The following is a 22,659-nucleotide window of genomic DNA, read 5'->3' on the forward strand; positions in this document are numbered from 1 at the left end:
GCAAAGATTCTGGTGTCACGGCATCATGGCGGCCGACGGTCCTGGTCTCGATCCTCGCGCGATCACCCGATCACGAGGCGGGTGCGCGGCCCGAGGCGGCGCAGGAGCCGGAGCAGGTCGGCGCGCTTGAGCGCGACGCAACCCTCCGTCGGCGTGTAGCCCGGCCGGGCGATGTGCAGGAAGATCGCCGAGCCGCGGCCGGGGCGGATCGGGCCGCGGTTGTGGTCGAGGTCGATCACCACGTCGTAGAGACCGTCGTCGCGCCACATCCGTTCCGCGCTCACGCCCGGCGCGGGCAGGGCGATCGGCCGGTTGTAGCGGCGGTCGCGGACGTCGTCGCACCAGCCGTCGCCCGGCGCCGTCCGGCGTAAGGGGAGGGCGGTGGCAGGGCGAGGAAGATGGTCGGGCCGATAGCTGCCGCCGCGCAGGCGGACGCGACCGCGCGGCGATCCGCCGTCGCCCTCGCGCTTCACCTGCACGATGCCGCCGCTTCCCAGGGCGCAGGGGATGACCGCGTCGCCGGCCTGCAGCAGGCCCTTGCGCCGGTCGCCGACGCGCGGGTGCACGCGAAGCGTCGCCAGGGTGGTCGTCTTGCCGGGTCGGGAGCCGGTTCGGGGAGGGCGAGGTCGTTGAATCATGATGCTGCGCGAGAGTGATTCCAGGCTCGGCGTTCGGGGCCCCGATCGGCTCCGCCCGCCCGTGCCGGCCCCGTCATGCGAGGCCCATACGGGCAGGATGTCACCGAAATGGTCGAATAATTGTGCACAAGGCAATTCCCCGCCGCGAAAAGCGCGTTATTCTAAGGCGACTACCCGGGTCGAAGAACCCTCGGGTTTTTGGGAGCGAGATCGCCCGCGCGCCGGAGTTCCGGGGCACGACTCGTTCCGGTCGTGCCCTGTCGAAGAGTTCCTCGGACGATGTCCAACGCCTACCGCCTTCTCATCTGCGACGACGACGCGATCCTGCGCGAGACCCTGACCGAGCAGCTCGACCTCTGCGAGGAGTTCACGGTGGTCGCCGAGGTCGATGCGGGCCGGGCCATCGCCCGCGTCGCCGCCGACCGGATCGATCTCGCGGTGATGGATGTCGGGCTGCCCGACATGGATGGGCGCGAGGCCGTCCGCCTGATGCGGAAGAACGGCTTCAAGGGGCCGGTCATCATGCTGACGGCGCAGGATTCCGAGGCCGACACCGTCGAGGGCCTCGAGGCGGGCGCCAACGACTACGTCACCAAGCCGTTCAAGTTCGCGATCCTGCTCGCCCGCATCCGCGCGCACCTGCGCAGCCACGAGGCGTCCGAGGACGCGGTCTTCCAGATCGGCCCCTACACCTTCAAGCCGGGCGCGAAGCTCCTGGTCGGCGAGCGCGGCTCCAAGCTGAAGCTGACCGAGAAGGAGACCGCGATCCTGCGCTTCCTCTATCGCGCCGGGCGCGAGGTGGTCGGCCGCGACACGCTGCTCGCCGAGGTCTGGGGCTACAACGCGCAGGTCACGACGCACACGCTCGAGACCCACATCTACCGGCTCCGGCAGAAGATCGAGCCGAATCCGGGGCTCGCCGCGATTCTCGTCACCGAGGGCGGCGGCTACAAGCTGCTGCCGTGATGCCGGCATGAGGGCCGCCCCGGTCGCCCTTCGGCGCGAGACCCTTGCGAGCCCGATCGGAACGCTCGTCCTCCTCACCGACGCGGACGGGCGGCTGCGGGTCGCCGACTTCGACGATTATCGCGACCGCATGGAAACGCTGCTCGAACGCGGGTACGGCCGCGGCGGCTGGTCGATCGCCGACAGCCCGCATCCGAGCGGGGCGTTGCGCGCGCTCGCGGACTACTTCGACGGCGACCTCACCGCCATCGACGCGATCGAGACGGCCACCGGCGGGACCGTGCTGCAGCGGGCGGTCTGGGCCGCGTTGCGCGCCGTGCCGCCCGGGACGACCGAGAGCTACGGCGCGCTCGCGGCGCGAATCGGGCATCCGCGCGCGGTGCGCCCGGTCGGCGCCGCCAACGGTGCGAACCCGATCTGCGTGGTGGTACCGTGCCACCGCGTCGTCGGCGCGAACGGCACGCTCACCGGTTACGGCGGCGGCCTGGAACGCAAGCGCTGGCTCCTCGACCACGAGGCCCGCCATGTCGGGCGCGGCGGCGTGGAGCGTCACGCCGACCTGTTCGGGGCGGCGCTGCTGCGCTGAGCCCGTTCCCCGTTCCCGACGCTTCCGCTAAGGATCGCCGATCGGATGGGGAAGGACCGGCGCGGGTTGGGCATCGAAGACGACATCGCGATCCTCGCCGCCGCGCCGGTGTTCGAAGCCTTCGGGCGCGACGCCCTGCGCCTGCTCACCTTCGCCGCCGAGCGCCGGTCGCTGGATCCCGGCGAGCGGCTGTTCGCCCGCGGCGATCCTGCCGACGGCGGCTTCATCGTCCTGTCGGGCACGATCGCCCTCGAGCCGCGCATGCCCGGCGGCGAGACGATCCTGGCCGGGCGCTCTGCGTTGATCGGGCGGCTCGCCCTGTTCGTCCGCGGCGAGCGGCCGAGCGAGGCCACCGCGCGCGACGCGGCGGAGGTCATGCGCATCACCCCGACGCTGATGCGTAGGGTGCTGGAGGAGTTCCCCGACGCCGCGGCCGCGATCCACGACGCGTTGGCCGAGGACCTGACCGGATTGAACCGGGGCTTCGACCGGGTCCGCGCCATGCTCGACGCGGATTGAGCGACCGGGCCACTGTGGCCGACGGTCAGGATCGTGGCAGGACGGCGCGCGCGGCCTCCGTCACCGCGTCGACGCGGAAGTGGTGCAGCATGTGCCCGATGCCCGGCAGCCGCTCGTAACGGGCGCCGGGGATCAAGCGAGTGGCCAGGGCGCCGTGGATCATCGGGTTGACCACGATGTCGGCATCGCCCGCCAGGATCCGCACCGGCACGCGGCAGGTCGCGTAGGCCGTTGCGCTCCGGCTCAGCGCCACCCAGAGCGACAGCGCATCCTCCGCCTCGGCGACGATCTGGCCGGACCGCCCGGCGAACCCGAACGGAAACGCCTCGGCGAAGGCCTTCGGCATCGTCTGCGGCAGGAACATCGCGTTCCACAGCATCGGCAGCAGCGTCGGGTCGGCGGACGCCCCGAGAGCCCGCGACAGCACCGGGCCGGACACGGGGGCGGCGCGCGGGCCGAACAGCACCTGCTCGAGGCGAAGCTCAGGGAAGCAGACCGGGGCGAGCGCCACGATGCCGGCGACGTCGTCGGGGTAGAGCAGCCCGTAGGCCAGCGCGACGGCGCCGCCGTAGGAATGCCCGACGATCACCGGGCGATGCAGCCCGAGCGATCGCACGGCCGTGTGGATCAGCTCGGCCTGGCGCCAGGGCGAGGCGTCGGTTCCGCGGGCGCGGGTGCTAAGTCCGTGCCCCGGCCGGTCGACGGCGACCACCCGGAAGTGCCGGGCGAGCGCCGGCACCGGACCGAGCCACATGTCCTCCAGCGTCATCAGCGTGCCGTGGATGGCGACGAGGTCCGGCCCGGCACCGGTTTCGGCATAGGCGATCGACCGCCCGTCCGGCAGGTCGACCATCTTGCGCGGGACGATGCGCTGGGTCTCGGGGGGAGGGCCGGGCAGGCCGGACGTGTCGAGCAGCAGGGCGGCCATCCTAGAGCGAGCGCCCGCGCCCGCGGGACGGATTGCCCGCCTTGCTGCCGATGCCCGTCAGCGCCAGCGCGGCGAGGCCGAGCCCGATCAGCCCCGCCGTCGCGGCGACCGGATGCAGGGTCGCCCGGGTGTAGGCGCTGGTGCGCATCACGTAGCCGGGCTGGGTGCCGCGGACCGCGCCCGCATGCTTCGGCGCATGCAATGCGCCGGCCGGGTCGCGCGGTGCCTCGCCGCGCCTCTGCATCGCGATGATCGCCGGCGCCAGCAGATCGTAGGCACCCGGCGCGAATTCCTTGCCGGCCACCATCAGCTTGCCGCCCCCGCCGACGATGATGTCGCGCTGCGGATGCACGGCGGCGTGCAGGATGGCGTTCGCGACCTCCTCGGGCGGGTAGATCGGCGGCGGCAGCATCGGCTCCCGGTCCATGTAGTTGCGCGCCCGCTGCGGCAGCGGCGTGTCGATCGAGGTCGGCTTGACCAGCGTCACCGAGACCGGCGCATCCTCGGCCAGCAGCTCCATGCGCAGGGCGTCGGTGAACCCCTTCACGGCGTGCTTGCTCGCCACGTACATGCCCTGGAACGGGAAGGCGAGGTCGGAGGCGACGCTGCCGAGATTGATCAGCGCACCGCCGCGGCGGTGCAGGTGCTCGACGGCGACGAGCGACCCGAACACCGTGCCCCAGAGGTTGGTCTGGATCAGGCGGAGATTGTCCGCGTCGGACACCTCGCGCAGCGGCCCGTAGATGGTGAGGCCGGCGACGTTCACCCAGGTGTCGAAGCCGCCGAACGCGGCCACCGCGCGATCGGCCACGGCCTGGACCTCGGCCCGGTTCCCGACATCGCAGGCGACGGCGATCGCCCGGCCGCCGGACGCCTCGATCTCCGACCGCACGGTCTCGAGAACGTCGGCGCTGCGGGCCGCCAGCACCACGCGTGCGCCCCCGGCCGCGGCCCGGCGGGCGGTCGCGAGCCCGATGCCGCTCGACGCGCCGGTGACGACGACGACCTGATCGCGCAATGCCTTGTGTCTCATGCCGTCCCATCGCTCCACGCACCGGTCGGCACGGAGCCGCGGTCTTCGGGAGCTACCCGCGAAACCGTGAGATGTTGCCGAACGAGGCGCGATCCAGGCGCGTCCGTTGCACGCAGGCGTTCGAGTGCCCGAGCTGGCCGGCTCGGGTTCGAGCGGCTGCGGCAGCCCTGAGCCGGCGAGGCGATGTCGCGGGTGCTGCGCACGGTGATCCGTTCGCGGGACGGCGGCCGGACGCCGTCCCGCGCACCGGGACCGTCAGGTGACAGGGCGGTCGGCCGCTTGTAAGCACGGGCGCTCACGAAAACCCTGTCCGGAAGACCCATGTCCCACGCCGCCCTCGCCCAGACCATCGAAGCCGCCTGGGAGGACCGCGCCGGCATCGACACGAGCACGCGCGGCGCCGTTCGCGAGGCGGTCGAGGCGGCCCTCGCCCTGCTCGATTCCGGCGAGGCGCGCGTCGCCGAGAAGAGCGGCGACCAGGATTGGGTCGTCAACCAGTGGCTGAAGAAGGCGGTGCTGCTATCCTTCCGCCTCAACGACATGGCGCCGATCTCCGGCGGCCCCGGCGAGGCGCCGTGGTGGGACAAGGTGCCCTCGAAGTTCGAGGGCTGGAGCGAGGCCGAGTTCCGCGCCGCGGGCTTCCGCGCCGTTCCCGGCTGCTTCGTCCGCCGCGGCTCGTTCATCGCGCCCGGCGCCGTGCTGATGCCGTCGTTCATCAATCTCGGGGCGCGGGTCGGCAAGGGCACCATGGTCGACACCTGGGTGACGATCGGCTCCTGCGCCCAGGTCGGCGACAACTGCCACATCTCGGGCGGCGCCGGCATCGCCGGCGTGCTTGAGCCGCTGCAGGCCAACCCGGTGATCATCGAGGACAACTGCTTCATCGGCGCCCGTGCCGAGGTGGCCGAGGGCGTCATCGTCGGCGAGGGCAGCGTGCTGTCGATGGGCGTCTACATCGGCGCCTCGACCCGCATCGTCGACCGCACCACCGGCGAGGTCTTCTACGGCCGCGTGCCGCCCTATTCGGTGGTCGTCTCCGGCACGATGCCGGGCAAGGCGCTGCCGGACGGCTCGCCCGGACCGGGCCTGTACTGCGCCGTCATCGTCAAGCGCGTCGACGCCGGCACCCGCGCCAAGACCGCGATCAACGAGCTGCTGCGCACCTGATCCGAGCCGGGCCCGATCCGATGCGCGAGACCGCGACCCTCGACCTCACGGTGGCCGGCCGCTCGGTGCCGACGCCGTGCGATCGGATCGGGGGCGGCCCCGACGTGCTGCTGCTGCCGGCGCTCTCGACGATCGCGTCGCGGGCCGAGATGCGCGGCCTCGCCGACCAGCTTTCCTGGGACCATCGCTGCCTGATCCCGGACTGGCCCGGCTTCGGTGCGCATCCGCGGGCGCGGCTGCCGCTGAATCCGGCGACGTTCCACGCCTACCTCGACGCGCTGCTCGCGGCTGCACCCGGACCCTACGCACTCGGCGTCGCCGCCGGCCACGCGGCGGGCTACCTGGTGGCCGCCGCCCGCCGGCATCCGAAGGCGTTCGCCCGGCTCGTCCTGGTGGCGCCGACCTGGCGCGGCCCGCTTCCGACCGTGATGGGACCGGAGCGCCGGGGCCTGTTCACCGCGATCCGCCGCTCGGTCGAGACGCCGGGGCTGGGCGACGCCCTCTATGCCCTCAACATCCGCCCCAAGGTGATCGGCCGGATGATGCGCGCCCACGTCTACGGCGACGCGGCGCACGTCACCGACGCGCTGATCGCGGAGAAGACCGCGATCACCCGCCAGCGCGGCGCGCGCTTCGGCACGGCGGCCTTCGTCACCGGCGGGCTCGATCCGGTGCCGACGCGCGAAGCCTTCCTCGCCCTGTTCGGCGACGGCCTGCCGCCGATCCGGGTGCTGCGCCCGAGCCGCGCCCCGCGCCGGTCCGGCGCCGAGATGGACGCGCTCGTCGCGTCCGGCCGCGTCGAGGGCCGACCGGTGCCGGGCGCCCTCAGCCCGCACGAGGAATATCCGGCCGAGACCGCCGAGGCGATCCGCGCGGCCTGACGCGCCTCAACTCCAGGCGTGAGAGGGGGGCGCCACCCCGTTGAGCGCGTGGTTGCCGACGATCGCCACCTTCCAGCGGACGGGGTCGTGCAGCGTGTGCGTCCGCGCGTTGCGCCAGTGCCGGTCGAGGTTGTGCTCGGCGAGCGTCGAGCGGGTGCCGCCGAGCTCGAACAGCTTGTTCGAGGCCGCGAGCGCGATCTCGGTGGTGAGCACCTTCGACTCGGCGACCGCGATCTTGGCGGCGTTCACCAGCCCCGCATCGTGGTCGACGAGCGCGGCGTCGATCGCGAGGCCGGCGCGGTCGAGGATCGCGTCGGCCGCGTGCAGGCGGATGGTGAGGTCGCCGACGGCCTGGATGGTGTAGGGGTCGTCGGAGGCCCGATCCTGACCGGCATCGATCCACGGCCGCGCCTTCTCGCGCACGAAGGCGATGGTGTCGTCGAGAGCCGCGCGGCCGATGCCGGCGTCGATCGCCGCCTGGATGATCTGGAAGATCGCCCCGTCGAGGCGCGGCAGCTCCTGATAGGCCTTCCAGGCCGGGACGAGGTGGCTCTTCTCCACCCGCACGGCCTCGATCAGCACCGTGCCGCTCGCCGTGCCGCGCTGGCCGAAGGCCGACCAGTCGTCGATCACCGTCAGACCGGGCGCATTGCGGTCGGCGATCGCGTACCAGGCGAGACCCGCATCGTCGACGGCGACGATCGGCACGAGGTGGGCGAGCAGCGCCCCGGTGGCGTAGAACTTCTGGCCCTGCACGATCACGTGGTCGCCGTGGTCGGTGAAGTGGGTGGCGAAGTCGGCGGCGCGCGCCGTGCCCTTCTCCGAGAACGCGTTGCCGAAGCGGGTGCCGCGCAGCACCTCGGCGAACAGGAGGGCCTGCTGCTCGGGGTCCGACACGGTGCGGATCGCGGCGACGATGCCGAGGTGGTTCTGCGCGATCTGCGCGATCGAAGGGTCGGCCGCGGCGACGATGGCGATCACCTGCGCCAGCGTCCGATACGACACCTCGGGGCCGCCGTGCTCGCGCGGAACGTTGATCGACCATAGGCCGCTCTGCGAGAACCGGTCGAGCTCCGCCAGCGGCCGGGCATGCGCGAGGTCGCGCTCCGACGCCCCCTCGCGGATCGAGGCGGCGAGCGCGTGGGCGACGCGGATCGCCTCGGCGTCGTCGCGGATGATGTGGGCGGCCTCGGATGGACGGGCCGGGCCCGGGACGCCGCGAGAGGACGCTGTTCCGGACAGCGCCTGGGTGCTGACGGCGATGTTCATCGATCTCTCCGAAGTTCGAGGGCGGTCGTCGGATACGCATCCGCCTCTTCCCGATCGCGCGGCGAGGGGATGCTCGGCATCGGCGCGCCTACGCCGCCTCGGCGCGCTCGGCGCGGGCCGCTTCGAGCGCGCGGACCCGCGGGATGATGTGCGCGCCGAAATACGCCACGTCCTCCTGGAAATGCAGGAAGGCCAGCAGCGCGAGATCGGTCCCGGCATCCTTGAGCGCGATGATGCGCTCGGCGATCTGGTCCGGCGTGCCGATCAGGTTGGTCTTGAAGCCGTCGTTGTACTGGACGAGGTCCTCGAAGGTCGATTTCGCCCAGTTGCCCTCGCCCTCGGGCGAAGCCCCGCCGGCGTTCTTCGCCTCGTGGCCGAAAGCCTTCACCGCATCCGGGTTGGCATGGTCGATGATCTCTTGCAGCACGGCGCGCGCCTCGGCCTCGGTGTCGCGCGCGATGACGAAGGCGTTCACGCCGACCTTGACCGCATGGCCGTTGGCGGCGGCCTTCGCCTGCAGGTCGGCGACCTGCGCCCGGATGCCCTCGGGGGTGTTGCCGTTGGTGAAGTACCAATCCGATACCCGCGCCGCCATGTCGCGCGCCGCCCGCGACGAGCCGCCCTGGAAGATCTCCGGCGTCACCGCCGGCTTCGGCTTGAGGTTGTAATCGGTGTAGCGATAGAAATCGCCGCGGAACGTGTAGTTCTCCTGAGTCCAGATCCCGCGAAGCGCGGTGATGAACTCCTCGGAGCGCCGGTAGCGCTCGTCGTGGTCGAGCCACGGCTCGCCGATGGCGCGGAACTCGCCCGAGAACCAGCCCGAGACCACGTTGATCGCGATGCGGTTGTCGGTCAGCTCGCTGATCGTTGCGATCTGCTTGGCCGCGATGGTCGGGTTCCACGGCCCGGGCAGCAGCGCGGCGATGACCTTGAGCCTGGTCGTCACGGCGAGCAGCGCGTGGCTGAAGGCCACCGATTCGTGCTGGTACTCGGCGCCGTAGCCGGCGGTGAAGCGGATCTGCGTCAGCGCGTAGTCGAAGCCGGCATCCTCGGCGATCCGCGCGAGCTTGCGGTTGTAATCGCCGTCCCAGCTCGTGCGCTGCGGGATCGCGCTGATGACGAGCCCCCCGGAGACGTTCGGCACCCAGTAGGCGAAGCGGATCGGCTCTTCGGTCGCGTTGCGGTTGGTCATGGCGTTGCGCCTCCTCGTCGGTCAGGCCTCCCGCAAGGGCGAAGAGCGATCGTCCCGCATGGTCGCGGATCGAAGATCGCATCGAGCAACCGCTCGCCGTCGTGCCGATTTGCCTGCCCGCCAAGTATTTCCAAAGTCGATGCCGCAGTCAAAGGAAGCAACGCGCAATCTTTTGCCTGAACGAGCAAGAAATTTCCGTCGCCCGTCCTTCCGGGGAACGAAGCTTCCCCGAGCCGAGCGCAGCGGCCGACGCACCCCGCGAACGATCGTATCGGCGTTCTTCACAAAGAACGATGGTGGGCCGAGCTCGTGGAAGAGGTCGGTCGTTTCGTGTCGCACGAGTGGAAGGAGAACGAAAAACCCCCTCCCGGTCGCATCGGGCAACGATCACCTCAACCGGAGCGTTCTTTTGCAAGAACGTTTCATTGACCGCGTGCACCGCACGCCTCACCTTTGGGAGGACATCGCGGCACGGTCCGAACGGGTGGCGGCGCGGCCGTCCCGCGTCCGGACCGTGCCTTGCGCCACCTTCCTTTCGAGACGAGATCCGACGATGACGCGACCGAAACTCGTGGGCTTCAGCGCCAACCTTCAGCGCCCGTCCAAGACCCGCGCCCTGGTCGAGGCCGTGGCCGAGGCCGCCACCGTCGACGGCGGCCTCGACCTTCGGCTGTTCGATCTCGTCGATGCCGGCACCGGGCTCGGCGCGGCCTGGTCGCGGGATGCGCTGTCGCTTCCCGCCCGCCGGGTGATCGAGGCGATCGAGGGCGCCGACGCGCTGGTCGTCGGCTCGCCGGTCTACAAGGGCAGCTTCACCGGGCTGTTCAAGCACGTCTTCGACCTGATCGATCCAGCGGCCCTGGCCAACAAGCCGGTCGCGATCGTCGCCACCGGCGGCGGCGCCCGCCACGCGCTCGTCGTCGAGCATTCGTTCCGGCCGCTGTTCGGGTTCTTCGGCGCCCTCCAGGTGCCGACCACCGTCTACGGCTCCGATCCGGACTTCACCGACGGCATCCCGACCGATGCGGGCGTGCGCGAACGGATCGCCCAGGCCGGCGCCCAGCTCGCGGCCCTGGTGCGCGCCGGGATCGCGGCGGAATCGTCCGCCCCCGTGGCGCTCGCCGCCGCACGCTGAGACCCGCGATGATCGACCGCCGCCGCCTCCTCGCCACGGCCTTCGCCGCGGCGCTGCCCCTGACCCGTCCGGCGGTGGCCGCCGAGCCGGGCGAGCTGCGCATCGGCTACCAGAAGAACGGCATCCTCGTGGTCGCCAAGCAGCAGGGCGTGATCGAGGAGCGCCTGGCCAAGCTCGGCCATAGCGTGCGCTGGATCGAGTTCTCCTTCGGGCCGCCGCTGCTCGAGGCCTTGTCCCTCGACGGCATCGATTTCGGCCAGACCGGCGACGCCCCGCCGATCTTCGCGCAGGCCGCCAAGTCGAGCCTGGTCTATGCCGCGGCGCAGGAGGCCGGCGGCTCGGGCTCGGGCATCCTGCTGCCCAAGGGCTCGACGATCCGGTCGCTGGCTGAGCTGAAGGGCAAGCGCGTCGCCTTCGCCAAGGCGTCGAGCGCGCACAACCTCACGGTCGCCGCGCTGGAGAAGGCGGGCCTCACCTACGCCGACATCGAGCCGGTGACGCTGGCGCCCGCCGACGCCGCGGCGGCGTTCTCGCGGGGCAGCATCGACGCCTGGACGATCTGGGACCCGTACTACGCCATCGCGGAGGGCGGCGACGGCGTCCGCGTGCTGGCGACGGCCAAGGAGATCGCGCGACAGAACAACTTCTTCCTGGCGAGCCGCGCCTTCGCGGAGGGACGCGGCGCGGTGCTGGCCGAGGTGATCGACGTGCTCGGCGGCGTCGCGCGCTGGTGCGGCGACAATCGCGGCGAGGTCGCCGATCTGCTTTCGAAGGGCACCGGCGTGCCCCTCGCCGCCACCCGTCGCGCGGTCGACCGCACCGACTACCTCATCGGCCCGATGAACGACCGCGTCGCCGCCGAGCAGCAGGTGATCGCCGACCGCTTCCACGCCCTGAAGCTGATCCCGAAGCCGATCCGCGTCGCCGACGCGGTCTGGATTCCACCCGCACGCAACGGCTGATCCGCGATGACCGACGACCACTTCTCGCGCGCGCCGCGTGCGGCGCTCGACGCTCTGACGGAGGCCGGCGCGCACATGCGACGCCGCGCCCTGCTCTCGGCCGGCCTCGGCCTCGCGGCGGCGATCGCGCTACGCCCGGCCCGCGCTGCGTCCGCCATCCGGATCGGCTACCAGAAATACGGGTCGCTGGTCCTGCTGAAGGGCCGCGGAACCCTCGAGACGGCGCTCGCGCCCCTCGGCTACGAGGTCGCGTGGTCGGAGTTTCCTTCCGGTCCGCCGCTGCTCGAGGCGCTGAACGCCGGGGCGATCGACCTCGGCTCCGCCGGCGAGGCGCCGCCGATCTTCGCCCAGGCCGCCAACGCCGACCTGCGCTACGTCGGCACCGAGCCGCCGGCCCCGCGGGGCGAAGCGATCCTGGTGCCGAAGGACAGCCCGATTCGCGCCGTCTCGGACCTGCGCGGCAAGACCATCGCCTTGAACAAGGGCTCCAACGTCCATTTCCTCGTAGTGCGCGCCCTGGAGAAGGCCGGCATCGCCTACGATGCGGTCAGGCTCGTCTTCCTCTCGCCGGCCGACGCGAACGCCGCCTTCGTGCGCGGCTCGGTCGACGCCTGGGCGATCTGGGACCCCTATCTCGCCGCCGCCGAGCGCTCGACCGGTGCGCGCATCCTCGCCGACGGCACCGGGATCGCACCGAACCGCCAGTTCTACCTGTCGCGCCGCGCCTTCACCGAGGCGAGCCCGGACATCGTGTCCGCGATCCTGAAGGCGATCGCCGAGGTCGACACCTGGGCCGCCGGCAACGGCGGCACGGTCGCCTCCGAGCTTGCGCCCTCGGTCGGCATCCCGGCGCCGGTGCTCACGGTGGCGCTCGATCGCCTGTCCTACGGGGTCGCGGCCCTCGACGCGCAGACGATCGCCGACCAGCAGGCGGTGGCCGACGCCTTCCACGCCCTCGGCCTCTTGCCGAAACCGATCCGGGTCGCGGACGCCGTCTGGGCCCACCCGCAACGCAAGGCCGAGATCCGATGAGCGCCACCCCCTCCCGCATCCGCGACGCCGCCGTGCCCTGGCTGCTGCCGGTGGCGATTCTCGTCGGCTGGCAGGCGGCGGTCTCGGCCGGCCTGGTCTCGAACCGCTTCATGCCGGCGCCGCTCGACGTGGTCCGCGCCGGGATCGAGGCCGGCCGCACCGGCGAGCTCTGGACCAATCTCGGCGTCAGCACGCTGCGCGCGCTCGCCGGCTTCGTGGTCGGCGGCGGCATCGGCTTCGGCCTCGGCCTCGCCAACGGGCTCTCGCGCCTGTCCGAGCGCTTGACCGACACCTCGGTTCAGATGGTGCGCAACGTGCCCCACCTGTCGCTGATCCCGCTGGTGATCCTGTGGTTCGGCATCGGCGAGGAGGCCAAGCTGTTCCTGGTGGCGCTCGGCGTGTTCTTCCCGATCTACGCCAACACCCTGCACGGAATCCGCTCGGTCGATCCGGCCCTGGTCGAGATGGGCCGCGTCTACGGCATGTCGAACGCCGAGCTGTTCCGCCGCGTGGTGTTGCCGGGCGCGCTGCCGTCGATCTTCGTCGGCCTGCGTTACGCCCTCGGGATCATGTGGCTGACGCTCATCGTCGCCGAGACCATCTCGGCCTCCTCGGGCCTCGGCTACATGGCGATGCAGGCACGCGAGTTCATGCTGGTCGACGTCGTGGTGCTGGCGATCCTGATCTACGCCGCGCTCGGCAAGCTCGCCGACGCGCTGACGCGGCAGCTGGAGCGCAGCTGCCTCGCCTGGAACCCCGCCTACAGGAGCGCCTGATGCTGCTCGACGCCCAACTCCGCGACAAGCCGCCGGCGCGGGAACCGGACACCGGCGCGCGTGCGCTGTCCCAGGGGGAGAGGGTCGCGACGCCCTCGGGCAGCGCGCAACCTTCATCCCGATCCTCCCCCGACCGGGCGGGGGAGCAACGCGGCATCGCGGTCACCGTCCGCGACCTCCACAAGAGCTTCGACGGCAACGCCGTGATCGCGGGGCTCGACCTGTTCCTGCCCGCCGGCGGCTTCACGGCGGTGGTCGGCCGCTCCGGTTGCGGCAAGAGCACCCTGCTGCGCCTGATCCTCGGCCTCGAGACGCCGACCTCCGGGCGCATCGGCCTCGACGAGGCCGAGGCCGGCCCGCGCCGGTCTCAGCGGCCGCGGCGCATCATGTTCCAGGAGCCGCGGCTGCTGCCCTGGGCCCGCGTGGTCGACAACGTCGCCGTCGGCCTGTCCGGCACCGGCACCAAGGCCGAGCGTCGGGCGCGTGCGCTCGCGGCCCTCGAGGAGGTCGGCTTGGCCGACAAGGCCGGCGTCTGGCCCGCCACCCTGTCCGGCGGCCAGCGCCAGCGCGTAGCGCTCGCCCGGGCGCTGGTCAGCGGACCCGGCCTGCTGGCGCTCGACGAGCCGCTCGGCGCGCTCGACGCGCTCACCCGCATCGGCATGCAGGACCTGATCGAGCGGATCTGGCGGGCGCAGGGCTTCACCGCGCTCCTCGTGACCCACGACGTCGCCGAAGGCGTGGCGATGGCCGACCGCATCCTCGTCGTCGACGAGGGCCGCATCGCCCTCGATCTGCGGGTCGACGTGCCCCGGCCGCGCCGCCGCGGCGATCCCGACCTGGCGCGGCTCGAAGGCCGCATCCTCGAGCACCTGCTCGGCACGCCCTCGGCGGCCTGAGCCGACACGGAGACCTTTCGATGACTGCCTCGACCGACGGAAAGACCGACGTCCTCTGGTTCCTGCCGACGCACGGCGACGGCCGCTATCTCGGCGCGTCTGAGGGCGCGCGCGACGTGTCGCTGAGCTATCTCCGCCAGATCGCGCAGGGCGCCGACGCCCTCGGCTATTACGGCGTGCTGCTGCCCACCGGCCGCTCCTGCGAGGATTCCTGGGTGATCGCCTCGGCGCTCGCGCCGCTGACGCAGCGCCTGCGCTTCCTCGTCGCCGTGCGTCGCGGCCTGATGGAGCCCTCGGCGGCCGCCCGCATGGCCTCGACGCTGGACCGGATCTCCGATGGGCGCCTGCTGATCAACGTCGTCACCGGCGGCGATCCGGTGGAGCTGCGCGGCGACGGCGTGTTCCTCGACCACGACGCGCGGTACGCGGTGACCGACGAGTTCCTCCACATCTGGCGCGGCCTGATGGCCGGCGAGACCGTCTCGTTCACGGGCAAGCACCTCTCGGCGGAGAACGGCCGGCTGATCTTCCCCCCGGTGCAGAAGCCCTATCCGCCGCTCTACTTCGGCGGCTCGTCGCCGGCCGGCATCGACGTGGCGGCCGAGCATTGCGACGTCTACCTTACCTGGGGCGAGCCGCCGGCCGGCGTCGCCGAGAAGATCGCGACCGCGAAGGCGGCCGCGGAGGCGCGCGGCAAGACCTTCTCCTACGGCATACGCCTGCACGTCATCGTCCGCGAGACCGAGGGCCAGGCGTGGGCGGCGGCCGACCGCCTGATCTCGAAGCTCGACGACGCCACGATCGCCAAGGCGCAGGCCACGCTGAAGCGCCAGGATTCGGTCGGGCAGAGCCGGATGATGGCGCTGCACGGCGGAAGCCGGGACAAGCTTCAGGTCTCGCCGAACCTCTGGGCCGGCGTCGGGCTGGTGCGCGGCGGTGCCGGCACGGCGCTGGTCGGCTCGGCCGACCAGGTCGCCGACCGGATGAAGGAGTACATCGATCTCGGGATCGACCGCTTCATCCTCTCCGGCTACCCGCATCTCGAGGAGGCCTACCGCTTCGCCGAGCTCGTCTTCCCGAAGCTGTCGCTGCGCGCCACCACCGGCATCGGCCCCTCGAACGCCCGCAACGACGGCCCGTTCGGCGAGGTGATGGCCAACGACATCGTGCCGACGCGGCAGGTCGCGGCGCACTGAGAACCACGCCGGGAGGGGCCGGATCGCAGCGTCTCCGGCCTTCTCAAGCTCACCGCGCCATGCTATCCGGCGCGGATCGCGGGTGTAGCTCAATGGTAGAGCAGCAGCCTTCCAAGCTGAATACCCGGGTTCGATTCCCGGTACCCGCTCCACCCCTTCTGTAGATCATGCCGACGGTCGCGACGCCTGCCATTTACGGTTCGGGCGCTACCAGGTGACTGCGTTGAAGCGCTCGATCAGGCGCGGGCCGTCCCAGACCTCGATCACCCGGCCTTCGGCGAGCGCGAGCGCCTGCGCGATGGCTTCGTCGTCGCCGAATGCCGGCAACGGGTGAAGGCTCTTCGCGCCGTCGCGGGCGGTGATGACCGCGTGATAGCGCGGACCTGCGGGGGACGCCCTGCGGCTGCGGGCGATTGCGACCGGCGCCTGCAAGGTCTCGTCCTGGATCGCCTCGCTCACGCCCGTATCCCGCTTCTCGACCATCCGATGTGTTCTTGCTCGCGCATGGCCATGGACGACATCGTGTCGATTTGCGTCCGCACCCGCGAGCGCCGGCCTCGGCACGATTAATCCGCGGCGGAAGAGATCGATGCGCCAACCGTGATGTGTTCAAATGACGGGCGAGCGCAACCGTCACGCTAAGTTGCCGGCGCAAGACCGACACCAACATGGGTTAAATTCGCCGCGCGTTCTTGGTGCGCGCCAGCGACCCGGACGACGCCGAGCGAGCGGTCCCGCCCAAGCATCGCTACGGCGAGCGATGCGAGCGCCTTCGGGGCGCAGACGGGTTCGTGACGAGTCCGGCCACCGTGTCGAGCCCGATTACGAGCGGGATCGAGCGATCGCCGATCGAGCAACCGCCGGCGGGGCCATGGCGCTGCAAGCGGACGGCTCGATCCTGGCATAGCACCGTCGCGAATGGCTCAGCCGAATTGCATGATCCGGCATTCGCGGAGGGGGTGCGGGTAGGGCGTCGGCGCCTCCCGATCTTTTGATCCTCGATCCGATACGGCTGCCGTCGGCAGTTCGCGCTCGACGATCGTCTGCTCGATGGAGGCATGCATCGCCTCCGCCGCGGGCGAGGGATCGACGACTGAAACGGGTATCGCGTGCAGAAAACTTGGGGCGTGGGGTACCGCCCGTCGCCCGGTTCTCGGGGGCGACGGGCGGGTCCGGGTTCAGGCGGCGGCGATGCTCGCCTTGACGATCTTGTCGGGCGAGCGCGGCGGCTCGCCCTTGTTGATCGTGTCGACCACGTCCATGCCTTCGACGACCTTGCCCCAGACGGTGTACTGCTTGTCCAGGAAGCGGGCGTCGTCGAAGCAGATGAAGAACTGCGAGTTCGCCGAGTGCGGGAAGTTGGTGCGCGCCATCGAGCAGGTGCCGCGGGTGTGCGGCTCGGCGTTGAACTCGGCGTTCAGGTCGGGAAGGTCGGAGCCGCCCGAGCCGGTGCCGGTGGGATCGCCGGTCTGCGCCATGAAGCCGTCGATGACGCGGTGGAACGGCACGCCGTCGTAGAAACCCTGGCCGGCGAGCGTCTTGATGCGCTCGACGTGGTTCGGCGCGAGGTCGGAGCGCAGCGCGACGACGACGCGGCCCTTGGTGGTCTCGAGGACGAGGTTTTCGGTGTCGGCCATGTCGGTCTCCAGGTTGTTCAGGGCGGGGGCGCTGCGCCTGGCTGCGGCGCGGCGGGGTGATCGGTGGCCGTCATCCGGGTCGGTTCGCGGTGACCTTCCGGTAGACGAAACGTAGGGCGACGGGACGCCCGGCGATCGCTCGGCCGAGGCCGGGCGTGATCTGGGCCGGCAGGCAACGGTTCAATCCGTCGATCGTCGCATGCACCAGGGTCGGGCGCGTCTTCGGACCGACGCCCCTCGCATACGTGATCCGTGGCGGCCCGAGCAAGCTTCCGTCGCGCCGGAGCGACAGCCGCGCGGTGATCTCGACGTTCGACGCATCCTCGAGGATGGCGGGCGGGCGCCAGCACGCCGCGAGGGCGGGATAGAGCTCGGCCAGGGTGTTCGGGCGCGGAACCGGCTTCACCGCGAGCGGGACGACGATCGTCGCCCGCAACGTCTGCGGCAGGCTCAGCGGATAGCCGGGGCCTTCGCCGTCGAACGCGTAGCCGTAGAACGGCTGGGCGCCCGCGGCGGCGGGCACGAGGGCGACGAGGAGGGTCGCCGACGCGCGGCGCAGGCCCCGCATCGCCGCTTACTTGGCCTTCTCGGCCAGCTGCATCTTGACGATCTTGTCCGGGTTCTGGACCGCGCCGCCGGCGGCGCCGGGCGCCGCCTTCTTGATCTTGTCGACGGCATCCATGCCGTCGGAGACGAGGCCGACCACGGTGTACTGGCCGTTCAGGAAGGAGGCATCGCCGAGACAGATGAAGAACTGCGAGTTCGCCGAGTTCGGATCTGACGAGCGCGCCATGCCGACGGTGCCGCGGCGGAACTGCGCCGAGGAGAACTCGGCCGGGATGTCGGGCAGGCTCGAGCCGCCGGTGCCGTTGCCCTTCGGGTCGCCGGTCTGGGCCATGAAGCCGTCCATCACCCGGTGGAACTTCAGGCCGTTGTAGAAGCCTTGCGCGATCAGAGTCTTGAGCTGCTTGACGTGCTTGGGCGCGATGTCCGGGCGCAGCTCGATCGTGACGCGGCCGTCCTTGGTGTCGAGGTAGACGGTGTTGGCGTCGGCGGCGCGGGCGGCGGAGGCCCCGAGCGTAAGGGAGAGCGCGAGCGCGAAAACGGCGTTGCGGCGGTTCATGGGGATCGTTTCCTTGAGAAGCGTTGGGGGCTCAGCTGCGGCTCGCGAAGCGAGCCGCGAGGCGTTCGGCCACTTGGGCCGGCACGAAGGGCGAGACGTCGCCGCCCATCGCGGCGATCTGCCGGACGAGCGTCGCGGTGATCGGGCGGACCTGGATCGAGGCCGGCAGGAACACGGTCTGGACTTCGGGCGCCATCGCGCCGTTCATGCCGGCAAGCTGCATCTCGTAGTCGAGATCGGTGCCGTCGCGCAGGCCGCGGATGAACAGGCTGGCGCCGCAGCGGCGCGCCGCCGTCACGGCGAGGTCGTCGAAGGTCGCGATCTCCAGCTCCGTCCCCTCGGCGGCGGCGAGCGGCGCGCAGGTCTCCGCGAGCAGCTCGGCCCGCGCCTCGGCGGAGAAGAGCGGGGCCTTGCCGGGATGGACGCCGATCGCGATCACGAGGCGCGGCACCAGCCGACAGGCTTGGCGGACGACGTCGAGATGGCCGTTGGTCACCGGATCGAATGACCCGGCATAGAGCGCGGTGCGGTTCATGCCCGCAACGCCCTAGAGGATTTTCGTGACGAACGGAACCGCCGGCCCCGGCGAATGGACCGCCGGCCGGAAACGCGAGGAAGGGCGGAAGCGCTTCCGCTCCCACCCTTCCGGTCGATCTCGATCGATCCGGGCGACCCGCCGCCCGGCGCAGATCCTAGTACGTACCGAACTTGTAGTTGATGCCGGCGCGGGCGAGGCTGCCCTCGGTCGAGAGGCGCGAGATGTAGCCGATGCCCGGCGTGCCGGCGGGGCCGACATTGGCGACGAAGAGGTTGCGGCTCCCGAGGTCGTAGCGGAGGTACTCGCCCTTGATCGTGACCGCGCTGGCGCGGAAGAAGTTCAGGAACGACTCGGTCGGCAGCGCGTACTCGATGCCGCCGCCGTAGGCGTAGCCGGTCTCCATGCTGGAGCGGCGGGCGGCGTAGGTCACCGGAGCGCCGGTCTGGAACGTGACGGACTGGGTCACGTCGCCGTAGGCGAAGCCGCCGGTGCCGTACACGAACACCCGGTCGAAGGCGTAGCCGATGCGGCCGCGCACGGTGCCGAGGTAGTTCAGCTCGGTGCGGTAGCTGTTGGTCAGGACGTTGGGGTTGAAGGCCGGGTTGAAGATCGTCTCGGTGCGGCGGCGCTGCAGGTCGGTGTACTGCGCGTCGGCCTCGATGCCGACGACGATGCCGGAGCCCGGGGTGAACTGGTAGTTGTAGCCGATCTGGCCGCCGCCGGTGAAGCCGTCCTGCGGCAGCGGCACGCTCGAGCGGCGCAGGCCGCGGTCGACGTTGAGCTGCAGCGCGCCGATGCCGGCGGTGCGGACGTTGTCGCGCTCGGAGAAGGCGTAGCCAGCATTCGCGCCGAGGTAGAAGCCGGTCCAGGTGAAGACCGGGACGGGCGTGAACACCGGCGGCGGGGCCCGGCGCGGAAGGTCGGCGGCGCCGGCTGAGGCGGCGAGGGTCGCCGAGGCGACGGCGGCGAGGGCGAAAGACTTCAGCACGGGCGGCATCCGGGGTTGGGGACTGACGTTGCAGACCAGTAACCCCGCCGCCTCACCTTGAATATGACTTCGCGGCAACACTCGGAACATCGTTAGTCCAGTCGCGACGATGCTTTCGTCAAATGTATACGCTACGTTTATCCCGGAAAAATCATCCCACGCCGAGCATCATTTTTTCTAACACGCGCAAAAAGCCGGTGCGAAAACTCTGCAGGACGACTGGATCCGCCGCCCTGCAGGGCCTCCGCCTCACGCCGTCTCGTCGATGATCTCGCCGCCTTCGTCCTCGCCAGCGATGTGCTCGACGGAGACGACGCGCTCGTCCTTGGCGGTGTCGAACACGGTCACGCCCTGCGAGGCGCGGCCGACGACGCGGATGTCGTCCACCGGCACGCGGATGAGCTGGCCGGCATTGGTCACCAGCATGATCTGGTCCGCCGCCTCGACCGGGAAGGAGGCGACGAGGTTGCCGTTGCGGGCGTTGACCTCCATCGCCTTGATGCCCTTTCCGCCGCGTCCCGAGGTCCGGTACTCGAACGACGAGGTCCGCTTGCCGTAGCCGCGCTCGGCCAGCGTCAGAACGAACTGCTGGTTGGCGCCCATCTCGGCGTAGCGCTCCTGCGACAGCAGCGGCGCATCGGTGGCGGCCTCCTCGGCATCGGCGTCGCCGGCCTCAGGTGCGGTGTCGCCGATGACGGCGCGCTGCATCTTCAGGAAGCCGACGCGCTCCTCGGGCGTCGCGTCGAAGCTGTTGAGGATCGTCATCGAGATGACGCGATCGCCCTTGCCGAGGCTGATGCCGCGGACGCCGGTGGAATCGCGGCCCTTGAAGACGCGGACGTCCTCGACGGGGAAGCGGATGCACTGGCCGAGCGCGGTGGTCAGCAGCACGTTCTGCTCGGGGCGGCAGATCTCGACGTGGACGATGTGGTCGCCCGGATCGAGCTTCATCGCGATCTTGCCGTTGCGGTTCACCTGCACGAAGTCGGAGAGCTTGTTGCGCCGGACGCCGCCGGACGCCGTCGCGAACATCACGTCCAGCGTGTCCCAGGACGATTCGTCCTCGGGCAGCGGCATGATCGTGGTGATGCGCTCGGCCTGGTCCTGCAGCTGCAGGATGTTGACGAGCGCCTTGCCGCGGGCGTTCGGCGCCGCCATCGGCAGGCGCCAGACCTTCTCCTTGTAGGCCTGGCCCTGGCTGGAGAAGAACAGCACCGGCGTATGCGTGCTCGCCACGAACAGGCGGGTGACGAAATCCTCCTCGCGGGTGGACATGCCGGAGCGGCCTTTGCCGCCGCGACGCTGGGCCCGGTAGGTCGAGAGCGGCACGCGCTTGACGTAGCCGGCATGGGACACGGTGACGACCATGTCCTCGCGCTGGATCAGGTCCTCGTCGTCGACGCTCGAATCGTAGTCGAGGATCACCGTCCGCCGCGGAGTCGCGAACTGGGTCCGCACCTCGGCGAACTCGTCCTTGACGATGGTCTGGATGCGGTGGCGCGAGCGCAGGATGTCGAGGTAGTCGGCGATCTCGTCGGCGAGCGACTTTAGCTCGTCGCCGACCTCGTCGCGGCCGAGCGCGGTCAGGCGCTGCAGGCGCAGGTCGAGGATCGCGCGGGCCTGCACCTCCGAGAGGCGGTAGGTGCCGTCGTCCGCCACCCGGTGGCGCGGGTCGTCGACCAGGGCGATCAGCGGGGCGATGTCGTGGGCCGGCCAGTCGCGGGCCATCAGCGCCTCGCGCGCCGAGTTCGGGTCGGGCGAGGTGCGGATCAGCCGGATCACCTCGTCGATGTTGGCGACCGCGATCGCGAGGCCGCACAGCACGTGGGCGCGCTCGCGGGCCTTGTTCAGCAGGAACTTGGTGCGGCGGGAGACGACCTCCTCGCGGAAGTCGATGAAGGCCTGGAGCAGGTCCTTCAGGTTCATCAGCTCGGGGCGGCCGCCGTTCAGCGCCACCATGTTGCAGCCGAACGAGGATTGCAGCGGCGTGAAGCGGTAGAGCTGGTTCAGCACCACCTCCGCCATCGCGTCGCGCTTGATCTCGACGACGATGCGCATGCCGTCGCGGTCGGACTCGTCGCGCAGGTCCGAGATGCCCTCGACGCGCTTCTCCTTGACCAGCTCGGCGATCTTCTCGACCAGCGTGGCCTTGTTCACCTGGTACGGGATCTCGGTGAAGATCAGAGCCTCGCGCTCCTTGCGAAGCTCCTCGACGTGGGACTTCGCCCGCATGATGATCGAGCCGCGGCCGGTGGCGTAGGCCTGGCGGGTCCCGGCGCGGCCGAGGATCGCCCCGCCGGTCGGGAAGTCCGGGCCGGGTACGATCTCGGTGAGCTGCTCGATCGTCAGCCCCGGATCGTCGATCAGCGCGATGCAGGCGTCGATCAGCTCGCCGAGATTGTGCGGCGGGATGTTGGTCGCCATGCCGACGGCGATGCCGCCGGCGCCGTTGACGAGCAGGTTCGGGAACCGCGCCGGCAGGACCGACGGCTCCTCGCGCGACTCGTCGTAGTTCGGCTGGAAGTCGACGGTGTTCTTGTCGATGTCGGCGAGCAGCGCGGTCGCCGGCTTGGCGAGCCGCGATTCGGTGTAGCGCATCGCCGCCGCGGGATCGCCGTCGACCGAGCCGAAGTTGCCCTGGCCGTCGATGAGCATCAGCCGCATCGAGAAGTCCTGCGCCATGCGGACCAAGGCGTCGTAGATCGATTGGTCGCCGTGCGGGTGGTAGAGACCGATCACGTCGCCGACGATGCGGGCCGACTTGACGTACTTGCGCTCCGGCAGGTGCCCGCTCTCGTAGGCGGCGAACAGGATGCGCCGGTGCACCGGCTTGAGGCCGTCGCGCGCATCCGGCAGCGCCCGGCTCACGATCACGCTCATCGCGTAGTCGAGGTAGGACCGGCGCATCTCGTCGGTGATGGAGACGGGCTTGATGTCGCTGGCGGGCGGCGGCGTGCCGGCCCCTGTCTCGTCGTTGTCGGCCAAGGGCTTTTATCCGTGTGGCGAAGGCCCCGCGTCCGGGGCCGTTGTCAGGTGCATCCCACGCCGAAGCGCCGCGCGCGGCGCGACGTGGGGGAAGACGAATGATATCAGACGGTTAATTATTCCTCCCGTCGCACCGGCGCAAGCACCCGATCCCGGCCCGTCCGCCGCCTTTTTCGCGACCGCGAGCGACGCCTGCAACCGCAGGATCCCCG

General features: G+C 70.8%; 24 protein-coding genes and 1 tRNA gene. 12 read left to right on the top strand and 13 right to left on the bottom strand.

Going from position 1 to position 22,659, the window contains the following annotated elements; genetic code table 11:
• Positions 1-62: 62 nt before the first annotated feature.
• Complete coding sequence (locus MKK70_RS21520; RefSeq protein ID WP_243935198.1) at positions 63-638, bottom strand: L,D-transpeptidase; 576 nt, start codon at positions 636-638, stop codon at positions 63-65.
• Positions 639-917: 279 nt separating this feature from the next.
• Between MKK70_RS21520 and MKK70_RS21525 the strand changes: the two genes are divergently transcribed.
• The 3 genes from MKK70_RS21525 (at position 918) to MKK70_RS21535 (ending at position 2,709) form a co-directional block, all read left to right on the top strand.
• The gene (locus MKK70_RS21525) at positions 918-1,604 is read left to right on the top strand and encodes a response regulator transcription factor (protein ID WP_147725679.1); all 687 of its coding nucleotides are present in this window, start codon (positions 918-920) and stop codon (positions 1,602-1,604) included.
• Positions 1,605-1,611: 7 nt separating this feature from the next.
• On the top strand, positions 1,612-2,190 hold the full coding sequence (locus MKK70_RS21530; RefSeq protein WP_243949795.1) for a methylated-DNA--[protein]-cysteine S-methyltransferase: 579 nt from the start codon (positions 1,612-1,614) through the stop codon (positions 2,188-2,190).
• A gap of 66 nt (positions 2,191-2,256) precedes the next feature.
• Complete coding sequence (locus MKK70_RS21535) at positions 2,257-2,709, top strand: cyclic nucleotide-binding domain-containing protein (protein ID WP_243949796.1); 453 nt, start codon at positions 2,257-2,259, stop codon at positions 2,707-2,709.
• Positions 2,710-2,734: 25 nt separating this feature from the next.
• Here MKK70_RS21535 and MKK70_RS21540 read toward each other — a convergent pair whose 3' ends face one another.
• Both MKK70_RS21540 and MKK70_RS21545 read right to left on the bottom strand, forming a co-directional pair.
• On the bottom strand, positions 2,735-3,637 hold the full coding sequence (locus tag MKK70_RS21540) for an alpha/beta fold hydrolase (RefSeq protein ID WP_243949798.1): 903 nt from the start codon (positions 3,635-3,637) through the stop codon (positions 2,735-2,737).
• A gap of 1 nt (position 3,638) precedes the next feature.
• Entirely contained in the window at positions 3,639-4,670 is a 1,032-nt protein-coding gene (locus MKK70_RS21545; RefSeq protein ID WP_243949800.1) for an SDR family oxidoreductase, read from the bottom strand.
• Positions 4,671-4,991: 321 nt separating this feature from the next.
• Here MKK70_RS21545 and dapD point away from each other — a divergent pair, with 321 nt between their 5' ends.
• Both dapD and MKK70_RS21555 read left to right on the top strand, forming a co-directional pair.
• Positions 4,992-5,837, top strand: coding sequence for a 2,3,4,5-tetrahydropyridine-2,6-dicarboxylate N-succinyltransferase (gene dapD / locus MKK70_RS21550; RefSeq protein ID WP_147729790.1), 846 nt, complete (start codon positions 4,992-4,994; stop codon positions 5,835-5,837).
• A 20-nt stretch (positions 5,838-5,857) separates the two neighbouring features.
• Complete coding sequence (locus tag MKK70_RS21555; RefSeq protein ID WP_243949801.1) at positions 5,858-6,718, top strand: alpha/beta fold hydrolase; 861 nt, start codon at positions 5,858-5,860, stop codon at positions 6,716-6,718.
• 6 nt (positions 6,719-6,724) lie between these two features.
• Here MKK70_RS21555 and MKK70_RS21560 read toward each other — a convergent pair whose 3' ends face one another.
• Both MKK70_RS21560 and sfnG read right to left on the bottom strand, forming a co-directional pair.
• On the bottom strand, positions 6,725-7,987 hold the full coding sequence (locus MKK70_RS21560) for an SfnB family sulfur acquisition oxidoreductase (protein ID WP_243949803.1): 1,263 nt from the start codon (positions 7,985-7,987) through the stop codon (positions 6,725-6,727).
• A gap of 88 nt (positions 7,988-8,075) precedes the next feature.
• Positions 8,076-9,179 carry a dimethylsulfone monooxygenase SfnG gene (gene sfnG / locus MKK70_RS21565; RefSeq protein WP_243949805.1) on the bottom strand — a complete coding sequence of 368 codons (1,104 nt, stop codon included), beginning with the start codon at positions 9,177-9,179 and terminating at the stop codon, positions 8,076-8,078.
• 553 nt (positions 9,180-9,732) lie between these two features.
• Between sfnG and MKK70_RS21570 the strand changes: the two genes are divergently transcribed.
• From MKK70_RS21570 to MKK70_RS21600, 7 genes are all read left to right on the top strand, one after another.
• Complete coding sequence (locus tag MKK70_RS21570; protein WP_243949808.1) at positions 9,733-10,314, top strand: NAD(P)H-dependent oxidoreductase; 582 nt, start codon at positions 9,733-9,735, stop codon at positions 10,312-10,314.
• An 8-nt stretch (positions 10,315-10,322) separates the two neighbouring features.
• A complete protein-coding gene (locus tag MKK70_RS21575) occupies positions 10,323-11,276 on the top strand; it encodes an aliphatic sulfonate ABC transporter substrate-binding protein (protein WP_243949811.1) in 954 nt (317 codons plus the stop codon).
• Between the two features lie 75 nt (positions 11,277-11,351).
• A complete protein-coding gene (locus MKK70_RS21580; protein WP_405044343.1) occupies positions 11,352-12,308 on the top strand; it encodes a sulfonate ABC transporter substrate-binding protein in 957 nt (318 codons plus the stop codon).
• Positions 12,305-13,084, top strand: a complete 780-nt coding sequence (gene ssuC / locus MKK70_RS21585) for an aliphatic sulfonate ABC transporter permease SsuC (protein ID WP_243949814.1) — start codon at positions 12,305-12,307, stop codon at positions 13,082-13,084. The genes MKK70_RS21580 and ssuC overlap by 4 nt, the downstream gene beginning before the upstream one ends.
• Positions 13,084-13,980 carry an ATP-binding cassette domain-containing protein gene (locus MKK70_RS21590; protein ID WP_243949815.1) on the top strand — a complete coding sequence of 299 codons (897 nt, stop codon included), beginning with the start codon at positions 13,084-13,086 and terminating at the stop codon, positions 13,978-13,980. Before ssuC ends, MKK70_RS21590 begins: the two co-directional genes overlap by 1 nt.
• A 20-nt stretch (positions 13,981-14,000) precedes the next feature.
• Complete coding sequence (gene ssuD / locus MKK70_RS21595) at positions 14,001-15,176, top strand: FMNH2-dependent alkanesulfonate monooxygenase (protein WP_243949817.1); 1,176 nt, start codon at positions 14,001-14,003, stop codon at positions 15,174-15,176.
• Between the two features lie 78 nt (positions 15,177-15,254).
• Positions 15,255-15,328 (top strand) — tRNA-Gly (locus tag MKK70_RS21600).
• A gap of 55 nt (positions 15,329-15,383) precedes the next feature.
• Here the strand turns inward: MKK70_RS21600 and MKK70_RS21605 are convergent.
• From MKK70_RS21605 to gyrA, 8 genes are all read right to left on the bottom strand, one after another.
• The gene (locus MKK70_RS21605) at positions 15,384-15,635 is read right to left on the bottom strand and encodes a hypothetical protein (RefSeq protein WP_147841842.1); all 252 of its coding nucleotides are present in this window, start codon (positions 15,633-15,635) and stop codon (positions 15,384-15,386) included.
• A gap of 464 nt (positions 15,636-16,099) precedes the next feature.
• Positions 16,100-16,240: a hypothetical protein gene (locus MKK70_RS21610; RefSeq protein WP_187275419.1), complete on the bottom strand. Its 141-nt coding sequence runs from the start codon at positions 16,238-16,240 to the stop codon at positions 16,100-16,102.
• Between the two features lie 114 nt (positions 16,241-16,354).
• A complete protein-coding gene (locus MKK70_RS21615; protein WP_147841843.1) occupies positions 16,355-16,813 on the bottom strand; it encodes a peptidylprolyl isomerase in 459 nt (152 codons plus the stop codon).
• Between the two features lie 70 nt (positions 16,814-16,883).
• Positions 16,884-17,381 carry a hypothetical protein gene (locus MKK70_RS21620; protein ID WP_147726644.1) on the bottom strand — a complete coding sequence of 166 codons (498 nt, stop codon included), beginning with the start codon at positions 17,379-17,381 and terminating at the stop codon, positions 16,884-16,886.
• A 6-nt stretch (positions 17,382-17,387) separates the two neighbouring features.
• The gene (locus MKK70_RS21625; protein ID WP_147841844.1) at positions 17,388-17,936 is read right to left on the bottom strand and encodes a peptidylprolyl isomerase; all 549 of its coding nucleotides are present in this window, start codon (positions 17,934-17,936) and stop codon (positions 17,388-17,390) included.
• 31 nt (positions 17,937-17,967) lie between these two features.
• Positions 17,968-18,471, bottom strand: coding sequence for a pantetheine-phosphate adenylyltransferase (gene coaD / locus MKK70_RS21630; RefSeq protein ID WP_147841845.1), 504 nt, complete (start codon positions 18,469-18,471; stop codon positions 17,968-17,970).
• 157 nt (positions 18,472-18,628) lie between these two features.
• Positions 18,629-19,462, bottom strand: coding sequence for an outer membrane protein (locus MKK70_RS21635; protein ID WP_147726649.1), 834 nt, complete (start codon positions 19,460-19,462; stop codon positions 18,629-18,631).
• A 249-nt stretch (positions 19,463-19,711) separates the two neighbouring features.
• Positions 19,712-22,447: a DNA gyrase subunit A gene (gene gyrA, locus MKK70_RS21640; RefSeq protein WP_243949819.1), complete on the bottom strand. Its 2,736-nt coding sequence runs from the start codon at positions 22,445-22,447 to the stop codon at positions 19,712-19,714.
• Positions 22,448-22,659: the final 212 nt, after the last annotated feature.

Source organism: Methylobacterium sp. E-041 (genome assembly GCF_022829665.1).
In the GTDB taxonomy this organism is placed as follows: domain Bacteria; phylum Pseudomonadota; class Alphaproteobacteria; order Rhizobiales; family Beijerinckiaceae; genus Methylobacterium.

What these genes read in the sequence shown, in the direction of transcription:
- coaD (WP_147841845.1), bottom strand. Translation starts at nt 18,471, where the DNA reads ATGAACCGCACCGCGCTCTATGCCGGGTCATTCGATCCGGTGACCAAC.
- MKK70_RS21560 (WP_243949803.1), bottom strand. Translation starts at nt 7,987, where the DNA reads ATGAACATCGCCGTCAGCACCCAGGCGCTGTCCGGAACAGCGTCCTCT.
- sfnG (WP_243949805.1), bottom strand. Translation starts at nt 9,179, where the DNA reads ATGACCAACCGCAACGCGACCGAAGAGCCGATCCGCTTCGCCTACTGG.
- MKK70_RS21625 (WP_147841844.1), bottom strand. Translation starts at nt 17,936, where the DNA reads ATGAACCGCCGCAACGCCGTTTTCGCGCTCGCGCTCTCCCTTACGCTC.
- MKK70_RS21520 (WP_243935198.1), bottom strand. Translation starts at nt 638, where the DNA reads ATGATTCAACGACCTCGCCCTCCCCGAACCGGCTCCCGACCCGGCAAG.
- dapD (WP_147729790.1), top strand. Translation starts at nt 4,992, where the DNA reads ATGTCCCACGCCGCCCTCGCCCAGACCATCGAAGCCGCCTGGGAGGAC.
- MKK70_RS21590 (WP_243949815.1), top strand. Translation starts at nt 13,084, where the DNA reads ATGCTGCTCGACGCCCAACTCCGCGACAAGCCGCCGGCGCGGGAACCG.
- ssuC (WP_243949814.1), top strand. Translation starts at nt 12,305, where the DNA reads ATGAGCGCCACCCCCTCCCGCATCCGCGACGCCGCCGTGCCCTGGCTG.
- MKK70_RS21540 (WP_243949798.1), bottom strand. Translation starts at nt 3,637, where the DNA reads ATGGCCGCCCTGCTGCTCGACACGTCCGGCCTGCCCGGCCCTCCCCCC.
- MKK70_RS21555 (WP_243949801.1), top strand. Translation starts at nt 5,858, where the DNA reads ATGCGCGAGACCGCGACCCTCGACCTCACGGTGGCCGGCCGCTCGGTG.
- MKK70_RS21610 (WP_187275419.1), bottom strand. Translation starts at nt 16,240, where the DNA reads ATGCATGCCTCCATCGAGCAGACGATCGTCGAGCGCGAACTGCCGACG.
- MKK70_RS21615 (WP_147841843.1), bottom strand. Translation starts at nt 16,813, where the DNA reads ATGGCCGACACCGAAAACCTCGTCCTCGAGACCACCAAGGGCCGCGTC.
- MKK70_RS21570 (WP_243949808.1), top strand. Translation starts at nt 9,733, where the DNA reads ATGACGCGACCGAAACTCGTGGGCTTCAGCGCCAACCTTCAGCGCCCG.
- MKK70_RS21620 (WP_147726644.1), bottom strand. Translation starts at nt 17,381, where the DNA reads ATGCGGGGCCTGCGCCGCGCGTCGGCGACCCTCCTCGTCGCCCTCGTG.
- MKK70_RS21525 (WP_147725679.1), top strand. Translation starts at nt 918, where the DNA reads ATGTCCAACGCCTACCGCCTTCTCATCTGCGACGACGACGCGATCCTG.
- MKK70_RS21545 (WP_243949800.1), bottom strand. Translation starts at nt 4,670, where the DNA reads ATGAGACACAAGGCATTGCGCGATCAGGTCGTCGTCGTCACCGGCGCG.
- MKK70_RS21575 (WP_243949811.1), top strand. Translation starts at nt 10,323, where the DNA reads ATGATCGACCGCCGCCGCCTCCTCGCCACGGCCTTCGCCGCGGCGCTG.
- MKK70_RS21530 (WP_243949795.1), top strand. Translation starts at nt 1,612, where the DNA reads ATGAGGGCCGCCCCGGTCGCCCTTCGGCGCGAGACCCTTGCGAGCCCG.
- MKK70_RS21580 (WP_405044343.1), top strand. Translation starts at nt 11,352, where the DNA reads ATGCGACGCCGCGCCCTGCTCTCGGCCGGCCTCGGCCTCGCGGCGGCG.
- ssuD (WP_243949817.1), top strand. Translation starts at nt 14,001, where the DNA reads ATGACTGCCTCGACCGACGGAAAGACCGACGTCCTCTGGTTCCTGCCG.